The organism is Streptomyces sp. NPDC047049 (assembly GCF_040643995.1).
In the GTDB taxonomy this organism is placed as follows: domain Bacteria; phylum Actinomycetota; class Actinomycetes; order Streptomycetales; family Streptomycetaceae; genus Streptomyces; species Streptomyces mooreae.
Window position 1 is genome coordinate 151,168 of sequence record NZ_JBEYVM010000013.1, and the last position, 23,128, is coordinate 174,295.

At 70.3% G+C, this 23,128-nt stretch carries 20 protein-coding genes, 1 tRNA gene and 1 pseudogene; 7 read left to right on the plus strand and 15 right to left on the minus strand.

What is annotated here, in order from left to right; translation table 11 throughout:
- Window positions 1-40 precede the first annotated feature (40 nt).
- From galT to ABZ851_RS25920, 4 genes are all read left to right on the plus strand, one after another.
- On the plus strand, window positions 41-1,114 hold the full coding sequence (gene galT, locus ABZ851_RS25905; protein ID WP_361131936.1) for a galactose-1-phosphate uridylyltransferase: 1,074 nt from the start codon (window positions 41-43) through the stop codon (window positions 1,112-1,114).
- Window positions 1,111-2,103 (plus strand): UDP-glucose 4-epimerase GalE, encoded by a 993-nt coding sequence (gene galE, locus ABZ851_RS25910; RefSeq protein WP_361131939.1) that lies wholly within the window; start codon window positions 1,111-1,113, stop codon window positions 2,101-2,103. The genes galT and galE overlap by 4 nt, the downstream gene beginning before the upstream one ends.
- A complete protein-coding gene (gene galK / locus ABZ851_RS25915; RefSeq protein ID WP_361131942.1) occupies window positions 2,103-3,299 on the plus strand; it encodes a galactokinase in 1,197 nt (398 codons plus the stop codon). The genes galE and galK overlap by 1 nt, the downstream gene beginning before the upstream one ends.
- Before the next feature lie 270 nt (window positions 3,300-3,569).
- Window positions 3,570-4,340, plus strand: coding sequence for a response regulator transcription factor (locus tag ABZ851_RS25920; protein WP_361131946.1), 771 nt, complete (start codon window positions 3,570-3,572; stop codon window positions 4,338-4,340).
- A gap of 159 nt (window positions 4,341-4,499) precedes the next feature.
- Here ABZ851_RS25920 and ABZ851_RS25925 read toward each other — a convergent pair whose 3' ends face one another.
- The 3 genes from ABZ851_RS25925 to ABZ851_RS25935 all read right to left on the minus strand — a co-directional run bounded on the left by ABZ851_RS25925 (window position 4,500) and on the right by ABZ851_RS25935 (window position 8,101).
- Window positions 4,500-6,521 (minus strand): beta-galactosidase, encoded by a 2,022-nt coding sequence (locus ABZ851_RS25925; protein WP_361131949.1) that lies wholly within the window; start codon window positions 6,519-6,521, stop codon window positions 4,500-4,502.
- A gap of 128 nt (window positions 6,522-6,649) precedes the next feature.
- Complete coding sequence (locus ABZ851_RS25930) at window positions 6,650-7,444, minus strand: SDR family oxidoreductase (RefSeq protein ID WP_361131952.1); 795 nt, start codon at window positions 7,442-7,444, stop codon at window positions 6,650-6,652.
- Between the two features lie 159 nt (window positions 7,445-7,603).
- Window positions 7,604-8,101, minus strand: a complete 498-nt coding sequence (locus tag ABZ851_RS25935; RefSeq protein ID WP_088798071.1) for a MarR family transcriptional regulator — start codon at window positions 8,099-8,101, stop codon at window positions 7,604-7,606.
- A 165-nt stretch (window positions 8,102-8,266) separates the two neighbouring features.
- Here ABZ851_RS25935 and ABZ851_RS25940 point away from each other — a divergent pair, with 165 nt between their 5' ends.
- Together ABZ851_RS25940 and ABZ851_RS25945 are read left to right on the plus strand one after the other, a co-directional pair.
- Complete coding sequence (locus ABZ851_RS25940; RefSeq protein ID WP_361131955.1) at window positions 8,267-9,091, plus strand: trans-aconitate 2-methyltransferase; 825 nt, start codon at window positions 8,267-8,269, stop codon at window positions 9,089-9,091.
- Window positions 9,092-9,174: 83 nt separating this feature from the next.
- Window positions 9,175-9,288, plus strand: a pseudogene (locus tag ABZ851_RS25945) (glyoxalase); the annotation flags it as partial.
- A gap of 166 nt (window positions 9,289-9,454) precedes the next feature.
- Here ABZ851_RS25945 and ABZ851_RS25950 read toward each other — a convergent pair.
- The 6 genes from ABZ851_RS25950 to ABZ851_RS25975 form a co-directional block, all read right to left on the minus strand.
- The gene (locus tag ABZ851_RS25950) at window positions 9,455-10,594 is read right to left on the minus strand and encodes a hypothetical protein (RefSeq protein WP_361131958.1); all 1,140 of its coding nucleotides are present in this window, start codon (window positions 10,592-10,594) and stop codon (window positions 9,455-9,457) included.
- A gap of 147 nt (window positions 10,595-10,741) precedes the next feature.
- Window positions 10,742-11,968, minus strand: a complete 1,227-nt coding sequence (locus ABZ851_RS25955) for a putative T7SS-secreted protein (protein WP_361131961.1) — start codon at window positions 11,966-11,968, stop codon at window positions 10,742-10,744.
- A gap of 65 nt (window positions 11,969-12,033) precedes the next feature.
- Window positions 12,034-12,324 carry a hypothetical protein gene (locus ABZ851_RS25960; protein ID WP_176956506.1) on the minus strand — a complete coding sequence of 97 codons (291 nt, stop codon included), beginning with the start codon at window positions 12,322-12,324 and terminating at the stop codon, window positions 12,034-12,036.
- Between the two features lie 258 nt (window positions 12,325-12,582).
- Complete coding sequence (locus ABZ851_RS25965; protein WP_361131964.1) at window positions 12,583-13,221, minus strand: hypothetical protein; 639 nt, start codon at window positions 13,219-13,221, stop codon at window positions 12,583-12,585.
- A gap of 163 nt (window positions 13,222-13,384) precedes the next feature.
- The gene (locus ABZ851_RS25970) at window positions 13,385-14,071 is read right to left on the minus strand and encodes a TetR/AcrR family transcriptional regulator (RefSeq protein WP_361131966.1); all 687 of its coding nucleotides are present in this window, start codon (window positions 14,069-14,071) and stop codon (window positions 13,385-13,387) included.
- Between the two features lie 22 nt (window positions 14,072-14,093).
- Complete coding sequence (locus ABZ851_RS25975; RefSeq protein WP_361131969.1) at window positions 14,094-15,107, minus strand: fatty acid desaturase; 1,014 nt, start codon at window positions 15,105-15,107, stop codon at window positions 14,094-14,096.
- A 343-nt stretch (window positions 15,108-15,450) separates the two neighbouring features.
- Between ABZ851_RS25975 and ppc the strand changes: the two genes are divergently transcribed.
- Complete coding sequence (gene ppc / locus ABZ851_RS25980; RefSeq protein WP_336054074.1) at window positions 15,451-18,174, plus strand: phosphoenolpyruvate carboxylase; 2,724 nt, start codon at window positions 15,451-15,453, stop codon at window positions 18,172-18,174.
- A 69-nt stretch (window positions 18,175-18,243) separates the two neighbouring features.
- Here ppc and ABZ851_RS25985 read toward each other — a convergent pair whose 3' ends face one another.
- From ABZ851_RS25985 to ABZ851_RS26010, 6 genes are all read right to left on the minus strand, one after another.
- A complete protein-coding gene (locus ABZ851_RS25985) occupies window positions 18,244-18,768 on the minus strand; it encodes a hypothetical protein (protein ID WP_361131972.1) in 525 nt (174 codons plus the stop codon).
- Between the two features lie 100 nt (window positions 18,769-18,868).
- Window positions 18,869-19,456 (minus strand): aminoacyl-tRNA hydrolase, encoded by a 588-nt coding sequence (gene pth / locus ABZ851_RS25990; RefSeq protein WP_361131975.1) that lies wholly within the window; start codon window positions 19,454-19,456, stop codon window positions 18,869-18,871.
- Window positions 19,457-19,600: 144 nt separating this feature from the next.
- The gene (locus ABZ851_RS25995; RefSeq protein WP_361131978.1) at window positions 19,601-20,191 is read right to left on the minus strand and encodes a 50S ribosomal protein L25/general stress protein Ctc; all 591 of its coding nucleotides are present in this window, start codon (window positions 20,189-20,191) and stop codon (window positions 19,601-19,603) included.
- Between the two features lie 206 nt (window positions 20,192-20,397).
- The gene (locus tag ABZ851_RS26000) at window positions 20,398-21,372 is read right to left on the minus strand and encodes a ribose-phosphate diphosphokinase (RefSeq protein ID WP_046927657.1); all 975 of its coding nucleotides are present in this window, start codon (window positions 21,370-21,372) and stop codon (window positions 20,398-20,400) included.
- A gap of 73 nt (window positions 21,373-21,445) precedes the next feature.
- Entirely contained in the window at window positions 21,446-22,903 is a 1,458-nt protein-coding gene (gene glmU, locus ABZ851_RS26005) for a bifunctional UDP-N-acetylglucosamine diphosphorylase/glucosamine-1-phosphate N-acetyltransferase GlmU (RefSeq protein WP_361131983.1), read from the minus strand.
- Window positions 22,904-23,036: 133 nt separating this feature from the next.
- Window positions 23,037-23,107: transfer RNA gene (locus ABZ851_RS26010), tRNA-Gln, on the minus strand.
- Between the last annotated feature and the right edge of the window lie 21 nt (window positions 23,108-23,128).

Here is a 23,128-nt window from a genome sequence, read left to right on the forward strand (position 1 = left end):
TTGTGTTTGTTTGTGTTTGGTCAGAGGGTGAGGAGCGCCCGTGAAGAAGACGTCGACCCGGCTGGCGGACGGCAGGGAGCTCATCTACTACGACGCGCGTGACGACGTCGTACGCGATGCCGTGGACCGGCGCCCCCTCGACCCCGTGGCCACCGCCTCCGAGATCCGTCACGACCGGCTCCTCGGCGACGATGTCGCCATCGCCTCGCACCGCCAGGCCCGCACCTACCACCCCCCGGCCGACGAGTGCCCGCTGTGCCCCTCCCGCGAGGGCCGCTTCTCCGAGATCCCCGCCGCTGACTACGACGTCGCCGTCTTCGAGAACCGCTTCCCGTCCCTCGCCGGCGACGGTGGCCGCTGCGAGGTCGTCTGCTTCACCCCCGACCACGACGCCTCCTTCGCCGACCTCACCGAGGAGCAGGCCGCCCTGGTCCTGGAGGCGTGGACCGACCGCACCGCGGAGCTCTCCCAGCTCCCCGGCGTGGAGCAGGTCTTCTGCTTCGAGAACCGCGGCGCCGAGATCGGCGTCACCCTCGGCCACCCGCACGGTCAGATCTACGCGTACCCCTTCGTCACCTCGCGCACCGCGCGCATGCTCACCTCGCTGGCCGCGCACCGCACGGCCACCGCCGGCGGCAACCTCTTCGACGAGGTGGTCGCGGACGAGCTCGCCGACGGCCGCCGGATCGTCCTCGACGGCGCGCACTGGGTGGCGTTCGTCCCCTACGCCGCCCACTGGCCCTACGAGGTGCACCTCTACCCCAAGCGCCGGGTCCCCGACCTGCTCGCCCTCGACGACGCCGCGCGCACCGAGTTCCCCCAGGTCTACCTGGAAGTCCTGCGGCGCTTCGACCGGATCTTCGACACGGGGACGGGCCCGGGGGCCCGGGCGGCCGGCGCCGCCCGCACGCCGTACATCGCCGCCTGGCACCAGGCGCCGCTGCGCGCCGACCACCGGGAGGACTTCGCACTCCACCTCGAGCTTTTCACCATCCGCCGCACTTCCGGCAAGCTGAAGTTTCTCGCGGGTTCCGAATCCGGCATGAATGTGTTCATCAATGATGTGCCGCCGGAGGCCGCGGCCGAGCGACTGCGAGAGGTAGCGAGCAAGTGAGCAAGAAGTACCTGGTCACAGGCGGTGCGGGATATGTCGGAAGCGTCGTTGCGGCGCATCTGCTGCAGGCCGGTCACGAGGTGACCGTGCTGGACGACCTGTCCACCGGCCACCGCGAGGGCATCCCCGCCGGTGCCCGCTTCATCGAGGGCCGCATCCAGGATGCCGCCACGTGGCTCGACCCCTCCTACGACGCGGTGCTGCACTTCGCCGCCTTCTCCCAGGTCGGCGAGTCCGTCGTGGACCCCGAGAAGTACTGGCGCAACAACGTCGGCGGCACCATGGACCTGCTCGCCGCGATGCGCGCCGCCGGTGTCCGCACCCTCGTCTTCTCCTCCACCGCCGCCACCTACGGCGAGCCGGCCGCCACCCCGATCACCGAGTCCGCCGAGACCGCGCCCACCAGCCCGTACGGCGCCAGCAAGCTCGCCGTCGACCACATGATCAGCGGGGAGGCGGCGGCCCACGGCCTGGCCGCGGTCTCGCTGCGCTACTTCAACGTCGCCGGCGCCTACGGCAGCTGCGGCGAGCGCCACGACCCCGAGTCGCACCTCATCCCGCTCGTCCTCCAGGTCGCCCAGGGCAAGCGCGAGGCGATCTCCGTCTTCGGCGACGACTACCCCACCCCCGACGGCACCTGCGTACGCGACTACATCCATGTCGCCGACCTCGCCGAGGCCCACCTCCTCGCCCTCGACTCCGCCACCGCGGGCGAGCACCTGATCTGCAACCTCGGCAACGGCAACGGCTTCTCCGTCCGCGAGGTCATCGAGACCGTCCGCAAGGTCACCGGGCACCCCATCCCCGAGATCGCCGCCCCGCGCCGCGGCGGCGACCCCGCCGTGCTGGTGGCCTCCGCGCAGGCCGCCATCGACCGCCTCGGCTGGCGCCCCAGCCGCGCCGACCTCGCCGGAATCGTCACCGACGCCTGGCAGTTCGCCCAGCACCTCGACCGGGAAAACCACCACAACTCACCACAGGGGACCTGATGACCGCTCACGGAGCCGCCACCCCGGCCACCGGGCGCCCGCACGGCGCTCAGCACACCGCGGCGGCATTCGCCGCGGTGTACGGCGCCGCCCCCACGGGCACCTGGGCGGCGCCCGGCCGGGTCAACCTGATCGGTGAACACACCGATTACAACGACGGCTTCGTGATGCCGCTCGCCCTCCCGCACACCACCCTCGCCGCCGCCTCGGCCCGCACCGACGGGGTGCTGAGGCTGCACTCCGGCGGCGCCGACGGCGGCATCGTCGAACTGCGCATCGACGCGCTGCGGCCGGCGCCCCAGGCGGGCTGGGCCGCGTATCCGGCCGGTGTCGTCTGGGCGATGCGGGAGGCCGGCCTGCCGGTCGGCGGCGCGGACCTGCACTACGACAGCACGGTGCCGACCGGCGCCGGGCTCTCCTCCTCCGCCGCCCTGGAGGTCGTCACCGCGGTCGCTCTCAACGACCTGTACGCGCTCGGCCAGGAGCCGCAGCAACTGGCCCGGCTCGCCCAGCGGGCCGAGAACGCCTTCGTCGGGGTGCCCTGCGGGATCATGGACCAGACCGCCGCGGCCTGCTGCACCGAGGGCCATGCCCTCTTCCTCGACACCCGCGAACTCACCCGCCGCCAGATCCCGTTCGACCTGGCGGGGGAGGGGCTGCGGCTCCTCGTCGTGGACACCCGGGTGAAGCACGAGCTGGGCGACGGCGCATACGCGGAGCGGCGCGCCGGTTGCGAGCGTGGCGCGCGGGCGCTCGGCGTGCGAGCCCTGCGCGATGTGCCGTACGCGCATCTGCCCGAGGCCCTGGCCGGGCTGGCCGACGACCCCGTCACCCGGGCCCTGGTCCGCCACATCGTCACCGAGAACCACCGGGTCGAAGAGGTCGTCGCGCTGCTCGACACGGGCCGCACCCGCGCCATCGGCCCGCTGCTGACGGCCGGGCACGCCTCGCTGCGCGACGACTTCAAGATCTCCTGCCGGGAGCTCGACCTCGCCGTCGACACCGCCAACGCGGCGGGCGCCCTCGGGGCCCGGATGACCGGTGGCGGCTTCGGCGGCTCGGCGATCGTGCTCGTCGAGGAGGCCGACGCCCCCGCCGTCGGCGCGGCGGTCAGCGAGGCCTTCGCGGCGGCCGGCCATGCCGCCCCGCGGATCTTCGAGGCCGTCCCGAGCGCGGGAGCGCACCGCGTCGAGTAGGGCGTGCCGGGCGGCGCGCGGCCACCGGGCGGCCGCCGAACGGCCCGGGTGGAGGGGCAGTTTCGTCAATCACCTTCCCTTGCCGCAACCCGTCCGTACGCTGGGAGCCTGCACCGGTGGGGGCCGGTGCCGATCAGGGGGCGAGACCGTTCGGGTACGGCGCCCGGGGTGGGGTAGTCATGTCGGCACGGCGGCGGCCGTGCGGCTGAGGCGATCTTCAATCCGGGCGCCGTGCCCGCTATGGTCCGTTCACCGAGACAGGGGGTCTCTGTGCAACGCATCCGGGTTCTGGTGGTCGACGACCACCGCATCTTCGCCGAATCCCTGGCGGCCGCGCTCGCCGCGGAACAGGACGTGGACGTAGCGGCCGCGGGCAGCGCCCCCGCGGCGCTGCGCAATCTGGACCGGGCGGTCACCGACGGCCGCCGGTTCGACGTGCTGCTCGCCGACGCGGACCTCGCCGCGCCGCTGCTCGCGGTGCCCGCGCAGGGAGCGCCGCGGGACGCCGTGCCGCGCGCCGTGCCGCGGGACGGCATCGCGCTGGTCTCCGGCCTGCGCACCAGCCATCCGTATCTGCGCACCGTCGTCCTCGCCGACCGCGACGACCCGCGCCGCGCGGCCGCCGCGCTGCAGGCCGGCGCCTCCGGCTGGGTCGCCAAGGACTGCTCGCTCTCCCGGCTGCTCGCCGTCATCCGCGGTGTGCTCCGCGACGAGACGCATCTGCCGCCCGCGCTGCTGACCGGCGTCCTGCGGGAGTTGACGGCCGCCCGCAAGCACCGCTCCGAGAGCGAACGGCTGGTGGAGTCGCTGACCCCGCGCGAGCGCGAGGTGCTGCGCTGCATGGTGGCGGGCCTGGGCCGCAAGGCGGTCGCCGAGCGGCTGTTCCTCTCGCCGCACACGGTCCGTACCCATATGCAGAACGTGCTCGGCAAGCTCGGGGTGCACTCCACCCTCGCGGCCGTCGCGCTGGCCCGCCGGGCCGGGGTCGGCCCGGTCGAACTGGAGACGGCGGCCGCGGCGGCGTCGGTGCCGGTGCCGTGAGGGGCTGCGGTCCCTGGTGCCCCGTGGGGCGCAGGGGGCGGGCGGGCGAGGGGGTGCGCGGGTCTTGAGGCCTCGCGAGCGCGTCGCGCGGGAGCGTGGGAGCGCCACCCGCGCGCAGGACCGCCGCCCGCGCGCAGCACCGCCACCCTGTGCGCCGCCCTACGCGCCGGGCTCGGTCAATACGGCCACGCCCCGGGGCCCCAGCACGACCCGGTCGACGACCCCGGGACCGGCCCCGCCCGCGCCCTCGCCCGCCCCGTCCACCGCCGACAGCGCCTCCCGCATCGGCCCCGGCAGCACCGCCTCCACCGCCTCGGCCCCGTGGTTGAGCAGGAAGAGATACCGCCCGCCGGTGCCCTCGCGGACGGTGGCCTGGACGCCCTCCGGCAGCCCCGGCAGTACGGGCGTGACCCCGGCCGCCGCCCGTACGTCGTCCAGCAGGGCCCGCATCGGCGCGGCGTCGAGCCGGGTGCCCACGTACCAGACCGTGCCCCGCCCGTAGGCGTGCCGGGTCACCGCGGGCCGCCCGGCGAGGTCCCCGTCCGTGAAGCGGGCCAGCGCCTCGGCCCCTTCGAGGTCGATGACCTCCGACCACAGATCCGCCCGCCCCGTGTACGCCCCGCCGACGTTCACCCGGCGGCCCTCGTCCAGCGGCCAGAACTCCTCCACCCGCAGCCCCAGCAGCTCCCGCAGCGCGCCCGGATATCCACCGGGGTGCACCCGGTCGTGGGCGTCGACGATCCCGGAGAAGAACGACACCAGCAGGTGTCCGCCGTCCCGCACATAGGCGGTCAGCCGCGCGGCGTCGTCCGCGGTGAGCAGATACAGATTGGGCGCCACGACCAGCCGGTAGCCGGACAGGTCACGCTGCGGCGGCACCACATCGCAGGCCACCCCCGCCTCGAACAGCGGCCGGTAATGATCCAGCGCGATCCGGGAGTGGTCCAGCGCGGTCGACGGCTTGGAATCCAGCTCCAGCGCCCACCAGCTGTGCCAGTCGGCCAGCAGCGCCACCGCGGCCCGTGACCGGGTCCCCTCGATGCCGGGCAGCGACGCCAGCTCCCGCCCCAGCTCCGCCACTTCGCGGAAGATGCGGGTGTTGGTCCCGCCGTGCGGCAGCATCGCCGAGTGGAACTTCTCAGCGCCGCCCGGCGACTGCCGCCACTGGAAGTACAGCACCGCGTCCGCGCCCTGCGCGACGGCCTGCCAGCTCCACAGCCGCATCGCGCCGGGCGGCTTGGGGCCGTTGCGGGGCCGCCAGTTGACCGCGCCCGGTGCCTGCTCCAGCAGCATCCAGGGCTGCCCGGAGCGCGCCGAGCGCATCAGGTCGAAGACATAGCCGGCCCGGATGTGGTCGTCGGGCGCGTACGGGTCCTGGTAGAAGTCCAGCGCCATCGCGTCCATATGGGGGGACCAGGCGAAGGCGTCGACGGGCTTGTGCTGCGGCATCAGATTGGTGGTGACCGGAATCCGGGGGGTCAGGCGCTCCAGCACCGACTTTTCGGCCAGATAGCAGGCGCGCAGGGCCGCGTCGCCGAAGCGCGGATAGTCCAGCTGCTGGGCGGGGTTGGGGAAGGTGGGCGCGGTGCGCGGCGGCAGCACCTCGTCGAAGTCGCCGTAGGCCTGTGACCAGAAGGCCGTCGACCAGGCGGCGTTGAGCGCGTCGATGTCCCCGTAGCGTGCGCGCAGCCAGTGCCGGAAGTCGTCGGCCGAGACCTCGCAGTAGCACTGGCGGGTGTGGCACCCGTATTCGTTGCCGACGTGCCACAGGGCCAGCGCCGGGTGGCCGGCGTAGCGGGCGGCGAGCTGTTCGACCAGGCGCAGGGCGTGTGCCCGGTAGACGGGGCTGGAGGGACAGTAGTGCTGCCGGCCGCCGGGCCAGCGGCGCCGCCCGTCGGCGTCCTCGGGCAGGATCCCGGGGTGTGCGTGGGACAGCCACGGCGGGGGCGAGGCGGTCATGGTGGCCAGGCAGACGGCGATCCCGGCGCCCGCCAGCCCGTCCATGACACGGTCGAACCAGCCGAAGTCCCAGGCCCCGGGCCGGGGTTCGACCCCGGCCCAGGAGAAGATCCCGGCGGTGACCATGGTGACGCGGGCCGCCTTCATCAGCTTCAGATCCTCGGCCCACACCTCCTCGGGCCACTGCTCGGGGTTGTAGTCGCCGCCGAAATGGATGCCCATGGATCCCCCTACGGGTCGGAATGGATACCCCTGCGGATCGAACGGATCCCCCTACGGGTCGGAATGGATCCCCCTGCGGAGCGAGGCCCGGGCGGGGGTGCCGCGGCCCCGTCGTCACCGGGACCGGCTCACGACGAGTTCTTGTACACGCTCCAGCCCCCGTCGACGACGAGGCTCGCACCCGTGACGAAGGACGCCTCGGGGGAGAGCAGGAAGGCGATGGCGGCCGCGACCTCCTCGGGCCGCCCCAGCCGCCGCGCCGCCGTCTGCGCGGCGCTGGCCCGCCGCTCCTCCTCGCTGATACCGTCCCAGGCCGCCGTCAGTACGGGCCCCGGCAGCACGCTGTTGACCCGGACCTCTGGCCCGTATTCGACGGCCAGTTGACGACCCAGCCCGGTCAGCCCGGCCTTGGCCGCGGCGTACGCGGGCCGCCCCGGCAGCCCGATCAGCGCATGCACCGACGAGGTCAGCACCACCGTGCCATGGCGCGTCCGCAGATCCTCCAGGGCGGCGCGCACGCCGAGGAAGGAGCCGGTGAGGTTGACCGCGAGCTGCCGGTCCCAGTCCGTGAGCGGGGTGTGTCCCGCGGACGCCACATACGGCAGGAAGGCATTGCTGACCAGCCCGTCCACCGGCCCGTAGCGCTGCCGCGCCGCCTCGACCGCCCGCCGCCAGTCGTCCTCGTCCGCCACATCGCAGTGCTCGTACGAGGCATGGCCGCCGCCCGCCCGGATCCGCCGTGCGGTGTGTTCGCCGCGCGCGTCGTCGATGTCCAGCAGCAGCACGCCGGCCCCCTCGGCCGCCAGCCGGTCGGCGGTGGCCGCCCCGATCCCGGCGGCGGCACCGCTCACCAGGACCGTACGGCCCTCGAACCGCTTGCCGTACGGGCCGTTCGGCGGGTGCGATGCGCGCTGCTGGCTCATGGCGCGATCCAAGCCCACGGGACGAGCGGCGGGCAAGGGGACGGGGGAGGAGAGGGGGAGCAGAGGGGCGCGTGCAGATTCAGGGGGCGCACGTGAGTCGCATGCGCGCCATCAAAAAACGCGGTGTGCGCCGGGCTCCGTGCCCGCGGGCCCCCGGCCCTACCCCGGAATGTTGTCGAACGGTCCGGTCAACCGCCGCAGCAGACCGGCGAGTTCGCCGCGCTGCTGGCGGGAGAGCTCGGCGAGGATCGCACGCTCCTGTATCAGCAGCCCGGCCAGCGACTGGTCGGCCTTGTCGCGGCCCTCGGCCGTCAGCCTGACCAGCACTCCGCGCCGGTCGCTCGGGTCGGGCAGGCGCTCGACCAGGTTCTTCTTGGCGAGCCGGTCGATGCGGTTGGTCATCGTCCCCGAGGTGACCAGGGTCTGGGTCAGCAGCGCCCCGGGGGAGAGCTGATACGGCGCCCCGGCGCGCCGCAGCGCGGTGAGTACGTCGAATTCCCAGGGCTCCAGGCCCACCTCGGAAAAGGCGATACGACGGGCCCGGTCAAGGTGTCTGGCCAGCCTGGAGACACGGCTGAGGACCTCAAGTGGTTCCACGTCGAGGTCCGGGCGCTCGCGGCGCCATGCTGCGACCAGTCGATCGACCTCGTCCTCCATGACGATCAGTGTAGAGGGTCTGTCGACATGAAGTCTCTTGACGTCGAGATATATTTCGCTGGACTATGGGGCATCGTCGGCGGGGGCTCGGTTTCCAGCCGAGACGGCCCGAATCCGACCGTGCCAGCCTTGTATCAGCCCTGCATCGGCAAAGGGGTTTCGATCATGCACGACGCACCCATCTGGGATCCGCAGCAATACCTCCGCCACTCCGGGCACCGTACCCGCCCCTTCCACGACCTTCTCGCCCGGATACCCGACCTGCCCCGGCGCGGCCGCCCCGCCCGCATCGCCGACCTCGGCTGCGGTCCCGGAAACGTCACCGCCCTGCTCGCCGCACGCTGGCCCGACGCCCACATCACCGGCTACGACAACTCCCCGGAGATGCTCAAGGAAGCCGAGGCCCACTCCGGCCCGACCGCGGACGGCGGCCACCTCGACTTTGCCCCCGCCGATGCCGCCGACTGGGCCCCCGAGGAGACCTACGACCTGATCGTGTCCAACGCGGCACTGCAGTGGGTCCCCAACCACCCGGATTCCTTCGCCCGTTGGATCGATGCCCTCGCCCCCGGCGGCACGTTCGCCTTCCAGGTCCCCGGCAACTTCACCTCGCCCAGCCACGCCCTCCTCGGCGAGCTGTGCGACGCCCCCCAATGGCGCGAACGGCTCACCCCGCACGGCCGCCGCTTCATCCACATCCTCGAGCCGGCCGATTATCTGGAGCGCCTTACCTGTCTGGGCTGTGCCACCGACGTATGGGAGACCACCTACGTCCAGCTACTGAAAGGCGATGACCCGGTCCTCGACTGGGTCAAGGGCACCGCCCTGCGCCCCGTCCTGACCGCCCTGGAGCACGACCCGGCCGCCCGCGAGGCCTTCCTCGCCGAATACCGCGACGCCCTCCGCAAGGCCTACCCCACCGGCCCCCACGGCACCGTCTTCCCCTTCCGCCGCATCTTCGCCGTCGCCCGGAAGCCGGCGGCGGGCTGATACCGGCTGACAGCCGCGGTTCCGCTGACACCTGCCGGCCCCGCGGCTCCGCCGTGATCACCGGCCCCGACCACATCCAGCTCGCCGCCCGCCTTTCCGCCGCCGGTGCCACCGTCACCTGGGATGACCACCTGCCGGGCCACCGGCGCTTCTACTCGGCCGGCCCGGTGGGCAACCGGCTGATATTCCCGGACCCGGACGTACACAAATCGCAGCTGATATTCGGTGAGCGCAACAAAGGAGATGACGCCGGTCTCCGCGTGCGGCTGACCGGCCGCCGGCCACCGGCCCGCTGGGCGACGGGATATCGCCGGTCAGTGTCCGCTCCTGCTCCGGATCGGCCCGCAACGTTCTCAGCTCCTCTCAGCCGAACAGGGAATCGGCAGGGGCGGAGGCGCGGGTGCACGGTGAGGTCACCTCGGCCGTGATTCTGCGCGCAGATATATCGATGGAGACGGTGAAGGAATGACCCACCCGCTCCCCGGCGGTATCGATTTCCCACCCGCGTGCGGTGTTACCGGCGTCGGTCGTCTCCGATTCCCAGCCGTTGGTGGACGAGGCCGCGTTCACCCGTGACAGGGCGCCGGGGAGATCGTCGGCCGACGGGAGATCGATATGCCAATGGTGCGTGGCGATGCACGGTGTGCGTAGGCCCTTGGTCCAGCAATCCTGGCAGGTGGTGGTGCCAACGGGCTCCTGCCCGCCCATGCGCCCGCGCAAGGCCATGGCGTCGAGCAGCCTGCTGGAGTGCCAGTACAGGCCCTTTTTGACGGACTCGTCCGGCTCGGCGACGGCCGACGCGCCGGCCGATCCCCCGCCCTGCATGGCGCGGTAATCCTCAACCTCCTGGTCCGTCCCCCAGTCGACGGTGTTGAGGATTTCGCCGAAGACTTCGGCATGCAGACCCCAGTCCTCGCTCGCTTGCGAACTGAGCTCGAAGACCAGCATTTCCGCGGTACCGGGCAGCGGGATATAGGCCTGCATCTGCGTCAGGACAACCGGCTGCTCATTACCGGATGCCGACCACTCCGCATTGATGACGAACCTGGAGGTGCCGGTACGGGTGAGTGCAGGTCCGCACGTCAACTCCACCCTCTGACAGTCGTCATCCGGGTACTTCCGCTCCAGGAGCTCGCGCGTGGTGCGCAGCAGCTCGGCCTCGTCCTCACGGTCGTGCTCCATCTGACTCACCACGATGGTCGACAGACTCGGCCGGCCCTCCACTTCGAGCGGGCAGAGGCCGGCATAGATGACATTCGCCGCCACCATGGGTTCCAACTGTGCCGAGAGGCCCAGCGCGAAGCGGTATTGATACTCCGGAGGGTGGTCCGGCAGGAGTTCTGTGACCAGTGTGTACAACTGGTCGGCCGCTGCTTCGTCATCCACGGCATTCACGGGCAGTTCGTGGAGGAAGGGGGGCATGATCCAGCCGATGCGCAGGCCGGACGCTCTCTGCTGCGGCGACGGCGCGCCCGCCGTCGCGTCCCCGGCGTCATTCGACATGGTTCGATCCTTTCGCTGTTCCCGCGGCCGGGTGGTGCGCCGCTCGGCCGGCCGAACCGGAAAAGGGCTCGCGTCGACCCTGCGTCGCGCGACCCGTTATGGCCGCGCGAGCGCTATGTCATTGCTGGGTTCAGTGCCGACCCGGAGCTACTTTTCTCCTGAATGACCGGAGAGCTGCTTTTCGGCACCGTGGATGAAGGACCCTGCCTTGATGGGCAATTGGATTCCGGCCTCCACAGCGGTCGGTACCTTCCCCTCCGGGAATTTGCCCTTCAGGAGAAAGTTGATCCCCTTCTGGCTGAGGGGGGACCGCACGCCCTCGTAGACCTTGTCGCCGAGTTTGTAGCCCCTCGTCAGACCCTGGGCCCCGGCGGCCACCTTCCCCAGTCCGCCGGCCCCGGCAATGCTCGCGGCGCGGGTGCCGATTTTGGCGCCGGCGAACGCAGACTTCGCGATACCGCCGACACCCGGGATCACCCCGAGGGCGTCGAGCCCGATCTTCCAGCCCGGGGTGCCGTTGCCTCGTGCGTTGCCGATCCAGTGGCCGGCCATCGCGCCGGCGGCGCAGACCGCGGAGGCACCGGCGAGCACGGCACCCACCGCCGTTCCGGCGACCGGAATGAACTCGCAGGCGAGCGCGGCCGCGGCCAGGCCCGACGAGATGGTGGACAGCAGGTCGGCGTGGTCCACCAGCCAGTCCGTGAAGGCCCGGAAGCCGGCCTTCAGGCCGTCGATCGCCTTGTTCCACCAGTGGAGGTCCGGCGGGTGGTTCTCCGAGGCCTTGAGGATCGCGCGCTCGGCTTCGCCGGCGCGGTCCTTCCACTGGGCGTAGATGCGCTCGGCCTCGCGGACGAGGTCGTCCAGCTTGTCCTGGGAGTTGTCGACCTTGTGCGTGGCCGTGTCGATGTCGGCCATGAGCTGCTTGAACCCGGGGTCCTCGGCATCCACGGTCGCCAGGTTGAGGTTGTCGTACCGCTTCCTCAGCCGGTCGTAGTGCTCCCGGTTGGCCGTCACGTCCTTGCGGGTCGCCGCGGCCTCCGACTCGATCTTTTCGGCCTTGTGCTGGAACCCCTGCAGATGGGTGTGCCAGCCCCGCAGAGCCTTGGCGCAGTCGTGCATCGATTCGCTGCCCTGGTGAAGGTACTTGGGCAGTTCACCGAGCTTCTTCGCGAAGTTCTGCGCCGCTTCACCTTCCCACGCGCCGTCGCTCTTACCGATCGACTTGAGCATATGGTCGAGTTCGTCGAGCTGGTCGCCGACGGACTTCACATCCGAAGCGAGCGCCTGGATCTGGTCCAGATCTCCCTTGGCCGGATTGAACTTGACGCCGGGCCAGGCCGAGTCGTCTTCGATGAATATGCTGCGCCAGGACATACGTCTCCCCGTGTGATCAATCTCTGCTTCGGCAGCGCGTCGAGCCGATCAGGCTGCGCCGGTGGTTACTTCTTGCCCATCATCTTGGCGTTCTCTTCTTCGCCCGCCTTATAGGCGTCCAGCGTCAGCTTGAGCTTCTCGTGAATCTCCTTGGCGGCACCCGCGATCCGCTTGATGCCGTCACCCCACTGATCCTGGAACTCGTCACAGGCATCGTCGAGACCATCGGTGCCCAGAGTCTTCGGGCCCACCTTGTTGAGCCGGTGCTGCGCATCCCGCATGCGGTCGTCCGCATCCGCGAGCTTCTTGAGCATCGCCTGGATGCGCTCGACATCTATTTTGAAGTCTGTCGCCACGGCGCGATTCCCCCATCGCTCAGCTATTTCTTGAGTGCGACGATCCCTGATCGGCACATTTGCTCACCGTACCGTGACGCCCGACGGGGTGAAAGTACAGGGTTAAAGGAGGGGGAATGTGCAGCGAGGTGGCATGGCAAAGCTGCATGAAGAAACAAACTGTGGGGTATGCCGGATATGTCGCTAGATATCGAATGCCCGGATGGGGGTGTGCGCGGCGGCGCTCCGTGAAAGGGAGAGCGGCGTCCAGGTCCGGCGCTACGCGCCGTACAACGCGGCCTGCGCATAGAGGAGATGCACATTCAGCAGGCCGGGGTCCGCGCGGTATCGGCCGGTGTTGAAGTCGAGAGCGGCCTTCTTCGGTCCGCCGCCGGTGAGCATGCGCCAGCGGGCGCGGTAGGGCTTGCGCCACACCGAACGGCCCGGATGCAGGTCACCGTTGAGAAGGTGGATCAGCGCCAGAATGACCCAGAACGGCGAGATGGCCCAGTATGCGATCCAGCCGCGGATATTTCCCTTGTAGGCGACCGCGCTGCACTGCTTGACCGTGTCCTCGATGCGCCAGGCCTGGCGAACTCCCAGCGGGGAACGCGCATGGACGATCCGGCCGATGAGGTTGCCGGTTCCGTCATGCACCGCATAAGCGGTACCCGATCCGGCGGCGCCGGCCTCGGGGGCGACGGTGCACAGGGTGTGGGCGGGCTCCGTCCCCGCCGTGAGGGTGAAGGCCGGCGCGCGGTCGTCACTGCCGCCCTGGCGGTGAACCCGGGCCAGGGGCGACTCGGCGGCAATCCGCCCATTTCCCGTTTGGAGAGCCCCCCATGCCTCGTGCCCGGGAAGTGCGGTGAATTGCTGCGCAAATTCTTCCTGCGAAAGGCAGAACGTTATCTCGGACATTCGGCTCGTTGCTCCCGTTCCGGATCGCCTCGACAGACGCGGTACATGACGACGGCCGACCAGTGTGTCAGACAACGATCACCCGGCGGGCCGCCCGTGAGGCGCCACCCCCGAGAGCCCAGCCCCCGACAGCCCCGCCCCCTCCCCGCCCCCTCCCCGCCCCTCAGTTCTTCCGATGCCCTATCAACCGCGGCCTCGCCTCCAGGTTGCCCAGGCCGTGCCAGGCCAGGTTCACCAGATGGGCCGCCACCTCGGCCTTCTTCGGCTTGCGGGTGTCCACCCACCACTGGCCGGTCAGCGCGACCATGCCGACCAGGGCCTGAGCGTAGAGCGGGGCCAGCTTCGGGTCGAAGCCGCGGGCCTTGAATTCCAGGCCCAGGATGTCCTCGACCTGAGTGGCGATATCGCTGATGAGGGAGGCGAAGGTGCCCGTGGACTGGGCCACCGGGGAATCGCGGACCAGGATGCGGAAGCCGTCGGTGAAGGTCTCGATGTAATCGAGCAGCGCGAACGCCGCCTGTTCGAGGAGTTCGCGCGGGTGGCCGGCGGTCAGTGCGCCGGTCACCATGTCCAGCAGCTGCCGCATCTCGCGGTCCACGACCACCGCGTACAGGCCTTCCTTGCCCCCGAAGTGCTCGTAGACCACCGGCTTGGAGACCCCGGCCTTCGCCGCGATCTCCTCCACCGAGGTGCCCTCGTAGCCCCGCTCGGCAAAGAGCGTGCGACCGATGTCCAGCAGCTGCTCCCGGCGCTCCGCACCGGTCATCCGGACCCGGCGGGCCCGCCGCGTGCCCGCGGCCGGGGAGGGCTTGCCCTTGCTGTTGCTCGCGCTGCTGTCGTCGATCGCCACCCGTCAATCATGCCTTCCCCGCCTACCGCCGGGACGTACCCCCGGCGGCCGGCTCCGCGCGTCGGGCATCGATACGGGACGCGTCCGGCCACCGGACGTCATACGCCCAGCCCGCCTTCTCGAACCAGCGGATCAGCCGGGCGCTGGAATCCAGCTGCCCCTTCATCACCCCGTGCCGGGCACAGGTGGGGTCCGCGTGGTGCAGGTTGTGCCAGGACTCACCGCAGGACAGGACGGCCAGCCACCAGACGTTGCCCGACCGGTCGCGGGACTTGAAGGGGCGCTTGCCCACCGCGTGGCAGATGGAGTTGATCGACCAGGTGACGTGGTGCAGCAGCGCGACGCGGACCAGGGAGCCCCAGAAGAACGCGGTCAGCGCACCCTGCCAGGACCAGGTCGCCAGACCGCCCACCAGCGGCGGGATCAGCAGCGACACCGTCGTCCACAGGACGAACTGGCGGGAGACCGTACGGATCGCATCGTCCCTGATCAGGTCCGGTGCGTACTTCTGCTGCGGGGTCTGCTCCTCGTCGAACATCCAGCCGATGTGCGCCCACCACAGGCCCTTCATCAAGGCCGGCACCGTCTCGCCGAAGCGCCACGGGGAGTGCGGGTCGCCCTCGGCGTCGGAGAACTTGTGGTGCTTGCGGTGGTCCGCCACCCAGCGCACCAGCGGCCCCTCCACCGCCAGCGAGCCCATGATCGCCAGCGCGATCCGCAGCGGCCGCTTCGCCTTGAAGGAACCGTGCGTGAAGTAGCGGTGGAAGCCGATCGTGATGCCGTGGCAGCCGATGTAGTACATCGCCACCATCAGCCCCAGATCCAGCCAGCTCACCCCCCAGCCCCAGGCCAGCGGGACCGCGGCGACCAGCGCCACGAACGGGACGGTGATGAAGAGCAGCAGCGTGATCTGCTCGACCGACCTGCGCTGCTCGCCACCCAGCGTCGCGGACGGCGCCGCGGCGGCAGCGGCCGGGCCGGCGGAGGAACCGGCAGGAATCGGGGGATCTTCTACGGCTTCGGAACCAGCGGTCATGGTGTCCCTCGTCGGGGGCTCGGGGGCACGGCTACGGCTACGGAACCGTAACCTACGGTCTCGTAAGTATGGCAGTGCCGCCGCCCCGGGCAAGGCCGTGACAGGCGCCACACCCACCCCCTGTGACGCATCTGCCCACCCAGCGGACGGTGTGATCTGCTGACGCTGGGCAGACCTATCCTGGGGAACGTCGGACAGCGCGGTCCGCAACCCGCCCGCATCAGACCTGCCCACCCGTCGCCCGCCGGCACCTCTCCCATGAGCCGCGGTACGACGCCCCTGATCGCTGCAAGGAGCCGCACCAGTGAGCAGTGCCGACAACACTCCGGCCGAGATCGCGCCCATCGAGAGCCTCGACCCCGGCCCGAGCGACAACATCGCCCTGCGCGCCGACATCCGCCGCCTCGGCGACCTCCTCGGTGAAACCCTCGTCCGCCAGGAAGGCCCGGAGCTCCTCGACCTCGTCGAGCGGGTCCGCGCTCTGACCCGCTCCGACGGCGAAGCCGCCGCCCGGCTCCTGGGCGACACCGACCTGGCCACCGCCGCCAAGCTGGTGCGCGCCTTCTCCACGTACTTCCACCTCGCCAACGTCACCGAGCAGGTGCACCGCGGCCGGGAGCTCGGCGCCCGGCGCGCCGCCGAGGGCAGCATCCTCGCCCGCACCGCCGACATGCTCAAGGACGCCGACCCCGAGCACCTGAAGGCGACCGCCCGCAACCTCGGCGTGCGCCCCGTCTTCACCGCGCACCCCACCGAGGCCGCCCGCCGCTCCGTCCTCACCAAGCTCCGCAAGGTCGCCGAGCTGCTGGACAGCCCCGACGCCGAGCGCCGCCGCGCCGACCTCCGCCTCGCCGAGAACATCGACCTCATCTGGCAGACCGACGAGCTGCGCGTCGCCCGCCCGGAGCCCACCGACGAGGCCCGCAACGCCATCTACTACCTCGACGAGCTGGGCCGCGGCGCCGTCGGCGACGTCCTCGAAGACCTCGCTGCCGAGCTGGAGCGGGCCGGCACCGAGCTGCCCGCCGGCACCCGCCCGCTCACCTTCGGCACCTGGATCGGCGGCGACCGCGACGGCAACCCCAACGTCACCCCGCAGGTCACCTGGGACGTCCTGCTCCTCCAGCACGAGCACGGCATCACCGACGCCCTGGAGCACGTCGACGAACTGCGCGGCGCGCTGTCCAACTCCATCCGCAACTGCGGCGCCACCGAGGAGCTGCTGGCCTCCCTCCAGCACGACCTCGACCTCCTCCCCGAGATCAGCCCCCGCTACAAGCGGCTGAACAGCGAGGAGCCCTACCGCCTCAAGGCAACCTGCATCCGCCAGAAGCTCGTCAACACCCGCGAACGCCTCGCCGGCGACACCCCCCACGTCCCCGGCCGCGACTACCTCGGCACCGTGGAACTCCTCGACGACCTGGCCCTCATCCAGACCTCGCTGCGCGAACACCGCGGCGGCCTGGTCGCCGACGGCCGCCTGGAGCGCACCCTGCGCACCATCGCCGCCTTCGGCCTGCAGCTCGCCACCATGGACGTCCGCGAGCACGCCGACGCCCACCACCACGCCCTCGGCCAGCTCTTCGACCGCCTCGGCGAGGAATCCTGGCGTTACGCGGACATGCCGCGCGACTACCGCCGCAAGCTCCTCGCCAAGGAACTGCGCTCCCGGCGCCCGCTGGCCCCCACCCCGGCCCCGCTCGACGAGGCCGGCGCCAAGACCCTCGGCGTCTTCCGCACCATCGGCAAGGCCAAGGAAACCTTCGGCCCCGAGGTCATCGAGTCCTACATCATCTCCATGTGCGCCGGCTCGGACGACGTCTTCGCCGCCGCCGTCCTCGCCCGCGAGGCCGGACTGATCGACCTGCACGCCGGCTGGGCCAAGATCGGCATCGTCCCGCTCCTGGAGACCACCGACGAGCTGAAGATCGCCGACCAGCTGCTCGACGAGATGCTCGCCGACCCCTCCTACCGGCGCCTGGTCGCCCTGCGCGGCGACGTCCAGGAGGTCATGCTCGGCTACTCCGACTCCTCCAAGTTCGGCGGCATCACCACCTCCCAGTGGGAGATCCACCGCGCCCAGCGCCTGCTGCGCGACGTCGCCCACCGGCACGGCGTACGGCTGCGCCTCTTCCACGGCCGCGGTGGCACCGTCGGCCGCGGCGGCGGCCCCTCCCACGACGCGATCCTCGCCCAGCCCTACGGCACCCTCGAAGGCGAGATCAAGGTCACCGAACAGGGCGAGGTCATCTCCGACAAGTACCTGGTGCCGTCGCTGGCACGGGAGAACCTGGAACTGACGGTCGCCGCCACCCTCCAGGCCTCCGCCCTGCACACCGCCCCCCGGCAGTCCGACGAGGCCCTGGCCCGCTGGGACGCCGCCATGGAAACCGTCTCCGAGGCGGCCCACGGCGCCTACCGGCGCCTGGTCGAGGACCCCGACCTGCCCGCGTACTTCTTCGCCTCCACCCCCGTCGACCAGCTCGCCGAGCTCCACCTCGGCTCGCGCCCCTCGCGCCGCCCCGACTCCGGCGCCGGCCTCGACGGACTGCGCGCCATCCCGTGGGTCTTCGGCTGGACCCAGTCCCGTCAGATCGTCCCCGGCTGGTACGGCGTCGGCACCGGCCTCAAGGCCGCCCGGGAAGCCGGACTCGACAGCGTCCTGGACGAGATGTCCGAACACTGGCACTTCTTCCGCAACTTCCTGTCCAACGTCACCATGACGCTGGCCAAGACCGACCTGCGGATCGCCCAGCACTACGTCGACACCCTCGTGCCCGACGAGCTCAAGCACGTCTTCGACGTCATCAAGGCCGAGCACGAGCTCACCGTCGCCGAGGTCCTGCGGGTCACCGGGGAGAAGACCCTCCTCGACTCCAACCCGGTCCTCAAGCAGACCTTCCACATCCGCGACGCCTACCTCGACCCGATCTCCTACCTCCAGGTCTCGCTGCTGGACCGCCAGCGCAGCGCCGCCGAGCGCGGCGAGGAGCCGGACCCGGTCCTCGCGCGCGCCCTGCTGCTCACCGTCAACGGTGTCGCCGCCGGACTGCGCAACACCGGCTGACACCGCCCGGCACGGCACACGACGGCGGCCCGCCCTCTCGACCGAGAGGGCGGGCCGCCGTCGTACCGCCTACAGCGCAGCGAACGCCGCGCCCAACAACACCGCCCCCAACAACCCCATCACCCACGCCGTACGGCGCAGCCGCATCCCCCCGGCCACCACCAGCGCCGCCAGCAGCAACGACCCCGCGAACGGCACCCACGCATGCAGGATCCCGGCCGCCCCGGTCCGCACCGCCCGCGCCGTCCCCGGCTCGACCGTCACCTCGACCCGCTCGCCCTTGCCGCCCGCCGCCGCCTCGGCGATCGTCACCCGCGACCGCGGCCGGCCGTCGCCCCCCGTCGGCACATACGAGCCGGTGCACCGCTCCGCCGCACACGACGACACCGTCATCATGCCGCGCTCCCGCGCCTTGACGAGCATCGCGTACTGCGCCGTGTGCCACGACGTCCACACCCCGGCCACCAGCAGGAGCAGCGCCAGCAGACCCATCACCCCGGTCCTGGCCAGCAGCAGCGCACCGTAAGCGCTCTCACCGACCCGCCGGGTACGACTCCGTCTCACCGCTTTGGTACGCGTACTGCTTCGGGCCATGGCGGCGATCCTTGGCCATAACCCGCAGCCGGTCAACCTCCCACAACGGTTCGTCAGAGCCTGACCCGGGCTGTCCCCTTCACGAGTTGTACGTGCTCTTTCAGGAGTTGTACGTGCTCTGCGCCCGTTCCAGACCGTCCACGATCAGCGTCTCCACCGCATCCGCCGCACGGTCCACGAAATAATCCAGCTCGCGCCGCTCCGCCGACGAAAAATCCTTCAGCACGAAATCCGCGACCTGCATACGGCCCGGCGGACGCCCGATCCCGAACCGCACCCGGTGGTACTCCGCACCCAGCGATTTCGTGATCGACTTCAGACCGTTGTGACCGTTGTCACCGCCACCCAGCTTCAGCCGCAACGCACCGTAATCGATATCCAACTCATCATGAATCGCAATGATGTTGCCGACCGGCACCTTGTAGAAATCCCGCAACGCCGTCGCCGGCCCACCCGACAGATTCATGAACGACAACGGCTTCGCCACCACGACACGGCGACTCGACGGACCCGGCGCACCACAACGCCCCTCCACCACCTGCGCCCGCGCCTTGTGCGCCTTGAAACGGCCCCCCATCCGCTCCGCCAGCAAATCCGCCACCATGAAACCCGCATTGTGGCGATTACGCGCATACTCCGGGCCCGGATTACCCAGCCCCACCACCAGCCACGGATCAGCGTCCGCCATCTCAGCCACTCCCACATCCGCCGGCAACCCCGCACCGGCCCCGACCGCAACTGCCCATGAAACAGGCCAACCGCCACCCCGCGCCCCAAGGCGCGCGGCAGCGGCTGGACCACTCGCCGAGAAAACCTCTCAGCGAAGAACGACTCAGGCCTCGGCGCCTTCGCCCTCGCCCTCGGCCTCCTCGGCCGGAGCCTCGGCCTGCGCGGCGACGACCTGCAGCACGACCGCGTCGTCGTCCACGGCCAGCGCGGAACCCGACGGCAGCGTGATGTCCTTGGCCAGCACCGAAGCGCCCGCGTCCAGGCCCTGGACGGAAATCGTGACCGACTCCGGAATGTGGGTGGCCTCGGCCTCGATCGGCAGCGCGTTCAGCACGTGCTCCAGAACGTGCTGGCCCGGCGCCAGGTCACCCTCGACGTGGATCGGCACCTCGACGGAGACCTTCTCGCCCTTCTTCACGGCCAGGAAGTCCACGTGCACCAGGAACTGGCGGATCGCCTCACGCTGCACGGCCTTGGGGATGACCAGCTCGCTCTTGCCGTCGAAGTCCAGACGGATCAGGGCGTTCGGCGTCTTCAGCGCCATCATCAGCGCGTGGTTGTGGATCGCCACGTGCTGCGGCTCGGCACCGTGACCGTAGATGACAGCCGGAACCAGGTCGGCGCGGCGCGCACGGCGGGCGGCACCCTTACCGAAGTCGGTACGAACCTGGGCGGCGAGCTTGACCTCAGCCATAACGGCACTCCTCGTATCGCAGAAAACATCTGGTGGGCGTTACCCGGCCCACGACAGACCTGCTACGAAGAGCGCGTCGATAACGGACAGCCACCACAAAAGGGCGGCCTCCCTCGCCGAGCAACTCGATGAGTCTACCCGGCCGGAAGGCCGCCCCAAAGTCGATCAGCCCCGGACCGCCTCTCAGGGCCGCCCGGAGCCGGCGCTCACTGCTCCTCGAAGAGGCTCGTCACCGAGCCGTCCTCGAACACCTCACGGATCGCGCGGGCGATCGTCGGCGCCATCGACAGCACCGTGATCTTGTCCAGCTCCAGCTCCGAAGGCGTCGGCAGCGTATTCGTGAACACGAACTCGCTCACCTTCGAATTCTTCAGCCGGTCCGCCGCCGGACCCGACAGCACACCGTGCGTCGCCGTCACGATCACATCCGACGCGCCATTCGCGAACAGCGCATCCGCCGCCGCGCAGATCGTGCCACCGGTGTCGATCATGTCGTCGACCAGGACACACACCCGGTCCTTCACATCGCCGACGACCTCGTGCACCGTGACCTGGTTCGCCACGTCCTTGTCACGCCGCTTGTGGACGATCGCCAGCGGCGCACCGAGGCGGTCGCACCAGCGGTCCGCGACCCGCACCCGGCCGGCGTCCGGCGAGACCACCGTCAGCTTGTCGCGGTCCACCTTCGCGCCCACGTAGTCCGCGAGGACCGGCAGCGCGAAAAGGTGATCCACCGGGCCGTCGAAGAAGCCCATGATCTGGTCCGTGTGCAAATCCACGGTCACCACACGGTCCGCACCCGCGGTCTTCATCAAATCCGCGATCAGCCGCGCCGAAATCGGCTCACGGCCACGGTGCTTCTTGTCCTGCCGCGCATAGCCGTAGAACGGAACGATCACCGTGATGCTCCGGGCCGAAGCCCGCTTCAGCGCATCGATCATGATGAGCTGTTCCATGATCCACTTATTGATCGGAGCCGTGTGGCTCTGAATCAAAAAGCAGTCCGCGCCACGCGCCGACTCCTGATAGCGGACGTAGATCTCACCATTGGCGAAGTCGAAAGCCTTCGTCGGGACCAGGCCCACACCCAGCTGGTGCGCGACCTCCTCGGCAAGCTCGGGGTGGGCGCGGCCGGAGAAGAGCATCAGCTTCTTCTCGCCGGTCGTCTTGATCCCGGTCACAGCAAATCTCCTCGAATCACAGTTTGCGTGCGCTCAACAAAGGTACGCCCCGCACGGCGCACCTCTTGCACGGTCACCGCTCGCCCTCGGCATCCTGGCGAGCAGCCGAAGCCGCCTGCGCGGCGGCGCTTCCGGGCCGCTTCCGCGCGACCCAACCCTCGATATTCCGCTGCTGGCCACGCGCGACCGCCAGCGAACCCGGGGGCACATCCTTGGTGATGACCGAGCCCGCCGCCGTATAAGCGCCGTCCCCGACCGTGACCGGAGCCACAAACATGTTGTCCGACCCCGTCTTGCAATGCGACCCGACCGTCGTGTGGTGTTTCGCCTCACCGTCGTAGTTCACAAAGACACTCGCCGCACCGATATTGGTGAACTCACCGATCGTCGCATCTCCCACATACGAAAGATGCGGCACCTTCGTGCCCTCGCCGATCGACGCGTTCTTCATCTCCACATACGTGCCGGCCTTCGCCTTCGGCCCCAGATCCGTCCCCGGCCGCAGATACGCATACGGGCCGACACTCGCACCCGCACCGATCCGCGCACCCTCGGCCACCGTGAACGACGCCACCGCGCCCGCGCCCACCGACGTGTCCGTCAGCCGGGACTGCGGCCCCACCTCGGCGCCCGTGGCGACATGCGTGGCACCCCGCAGTTCCGTGAACGGGTGCACCGTCGCGTCCGGCTCGAACGTCACCGACACATCCACCCACGTCGACGCCGGATCCACCACCGTCACACCGGCCAGCATCGCCCGCTCCAGCAGCCGGTCGTTCAGCAGCCGCCGCGCCTGCGCCAGCTGCACCCGGTTGTTGATCCCCAGGATCTCCCGGTGGTCGGCGGACACCGCCGCACCGACCCGGTGCCCGGCCTCCCGCACGATCCCCAGCACATCGGTCAGGTACTCCTCGCCCTGGCTGTTGTCCGTACGGACCTTGCCGAGCGCGTCCACCAGGAGCTGCGCGTCAAAGGCGAAAACCCCCGAGTTGATCTCCCGGATCGCGCGCTGGCCCGCGGTGGCGTCCTTGTGCTCGACGATCGCGGTCACCGCGCCGGTACCCGCCTCGCGCACGATGCGCCCGTAGCCGGTGGCGTCCGGGACCTCGGCGGACAGCACGGTCACGGCATTGCCGTCCGCCGCATGGGTGTCGCCGAGCAGCCGCAGGGTCTCGCCGGTCAGCAGCGGGGTGTCGCCGCAGACGACGATGACGGTGCCGTCGAGGGCGACACCGCTGTTGCTCAGCTCTTCCAGGGCGGTACGGACCGCGTGGCCGGTGCCCTTCTGCTCGTGCTGCACGGCGGTGCGGGCGGCGGGGTCGGCCTCGGCCAGATGCGCCTGCACCTGCTCACGGGCATGGCCGACGACCACGACGAGATGCTCGGGATCCAGCTCTCGGGAGGCGGCGACGACATGTCCGACGAGGGAGCGGCCGCAGAGGGCGTGCAGGACCTTGGGAGTCGCCGACTTCATGCGGGTGCCCTCACCCGCTGCGAGAACGACGACGGCTGCCGGGCGGTTGGCGCTCACGGGGATGCCCTTCGGCTTCTTGGCTACTTCGGGTGGTGGTCACCCGAAGGATACCGGTGCGTATAGCAGCCGAAACGCGGGCGGGTCCTGACGTGGTGGTCAGGACCCGGAATTTGCTGGTTCGTAGCCGTTGCTCCCCCACGAGGATTCGAACCTCGACCGACGACACCAAAAGACGTTGTGCTGCCCTTACACCATGGGGGAGGGTATTGTCAAGCGGTCGGC

Coding starts and splice junctions, on each gene's coding strand:
- ABZ851_RS25925 (WP_361131949.1), bottom strand. CDS start 6,521: ATGGGCATCCATTTCGGCGGCGACTACAACCCCGAGCAGTGGCCCGAG.
- ABZ851_RS25975 (WP_361131969.1), bottom strand. CDS start 15,107: ATGACCGCTGGTTCCGAAGCCGTAGAAGATCCCCCGATTCCTGCCGGT.
- pth (WP_361131975.1), bottom strand. CDS start 19,456: ATGGCGGACGCTGATCCGTGGCTGGTGGTGGGGCTGGGTAATCCGGGC.
- ABZ851_RS25950 (WP_361131958.1), bottom strand. CDS start 10,594: ATGTCGAATGACGCCGGGGACGCGACGGCGGGCGCGCCGTCGCCGCAG.
- ABZ851_RS25955 (WP_361131961.1), bottom strand. CDS start 11,968: ATGTCCTGGCGCAGCATATTCATCGAAGACGACTCGGCCTGGCCCGGC.
- galK (WP_361131942.1), top strand. CDS start 2,103: ATGACCGCTCACGGAGCCGCCACCCCGGCCACCGGGCGCCCGCACGGC.
- ABZ851_RS25935 (WP_088798071.1), bottom strand. CDS start 8,101: ATGGAGGACGAGGTCGATCGACTGGTCGCAGCATGGCGCCGCGAGCGC.
- ABZ851_RS25965 (WP_361131964.1), bottom strand. CDS start 13,221: ATGTCCGAGATAACGTTCTGCCTTTCGCAGGAAGAATTTGCGCAGCAA.
- ABZ851_RS25930 (WP_361131952.1), bottom strand. CDS start 7,444: ATGAGCCAGCAGCGCGCATCGCACCCGCCGAACGGCCCGTACGGCAAG.
- ABZ851_RS25985 (WP_361131972.1), bottom strand. CDS start 18,768: ATGGCCCGAAGCAGTACGCGTACCAAAGCGGTGAGACGGAGTCGTACC.
- ABZ851_RS25995 (WP_361131978.1), bottom strand. CDS start 20,191: ATGGCTGAGGTCAAGCTCGCCGCCCAGGTTCGTACCGACTTCGGTAAG.
- ABZ851_RS25940 (WP_361131955.1), top strand. CDS start 8,267: ATGCACGACGCACCCATCTGGGATCCGCAGCAATACCTCCGCCACTCC.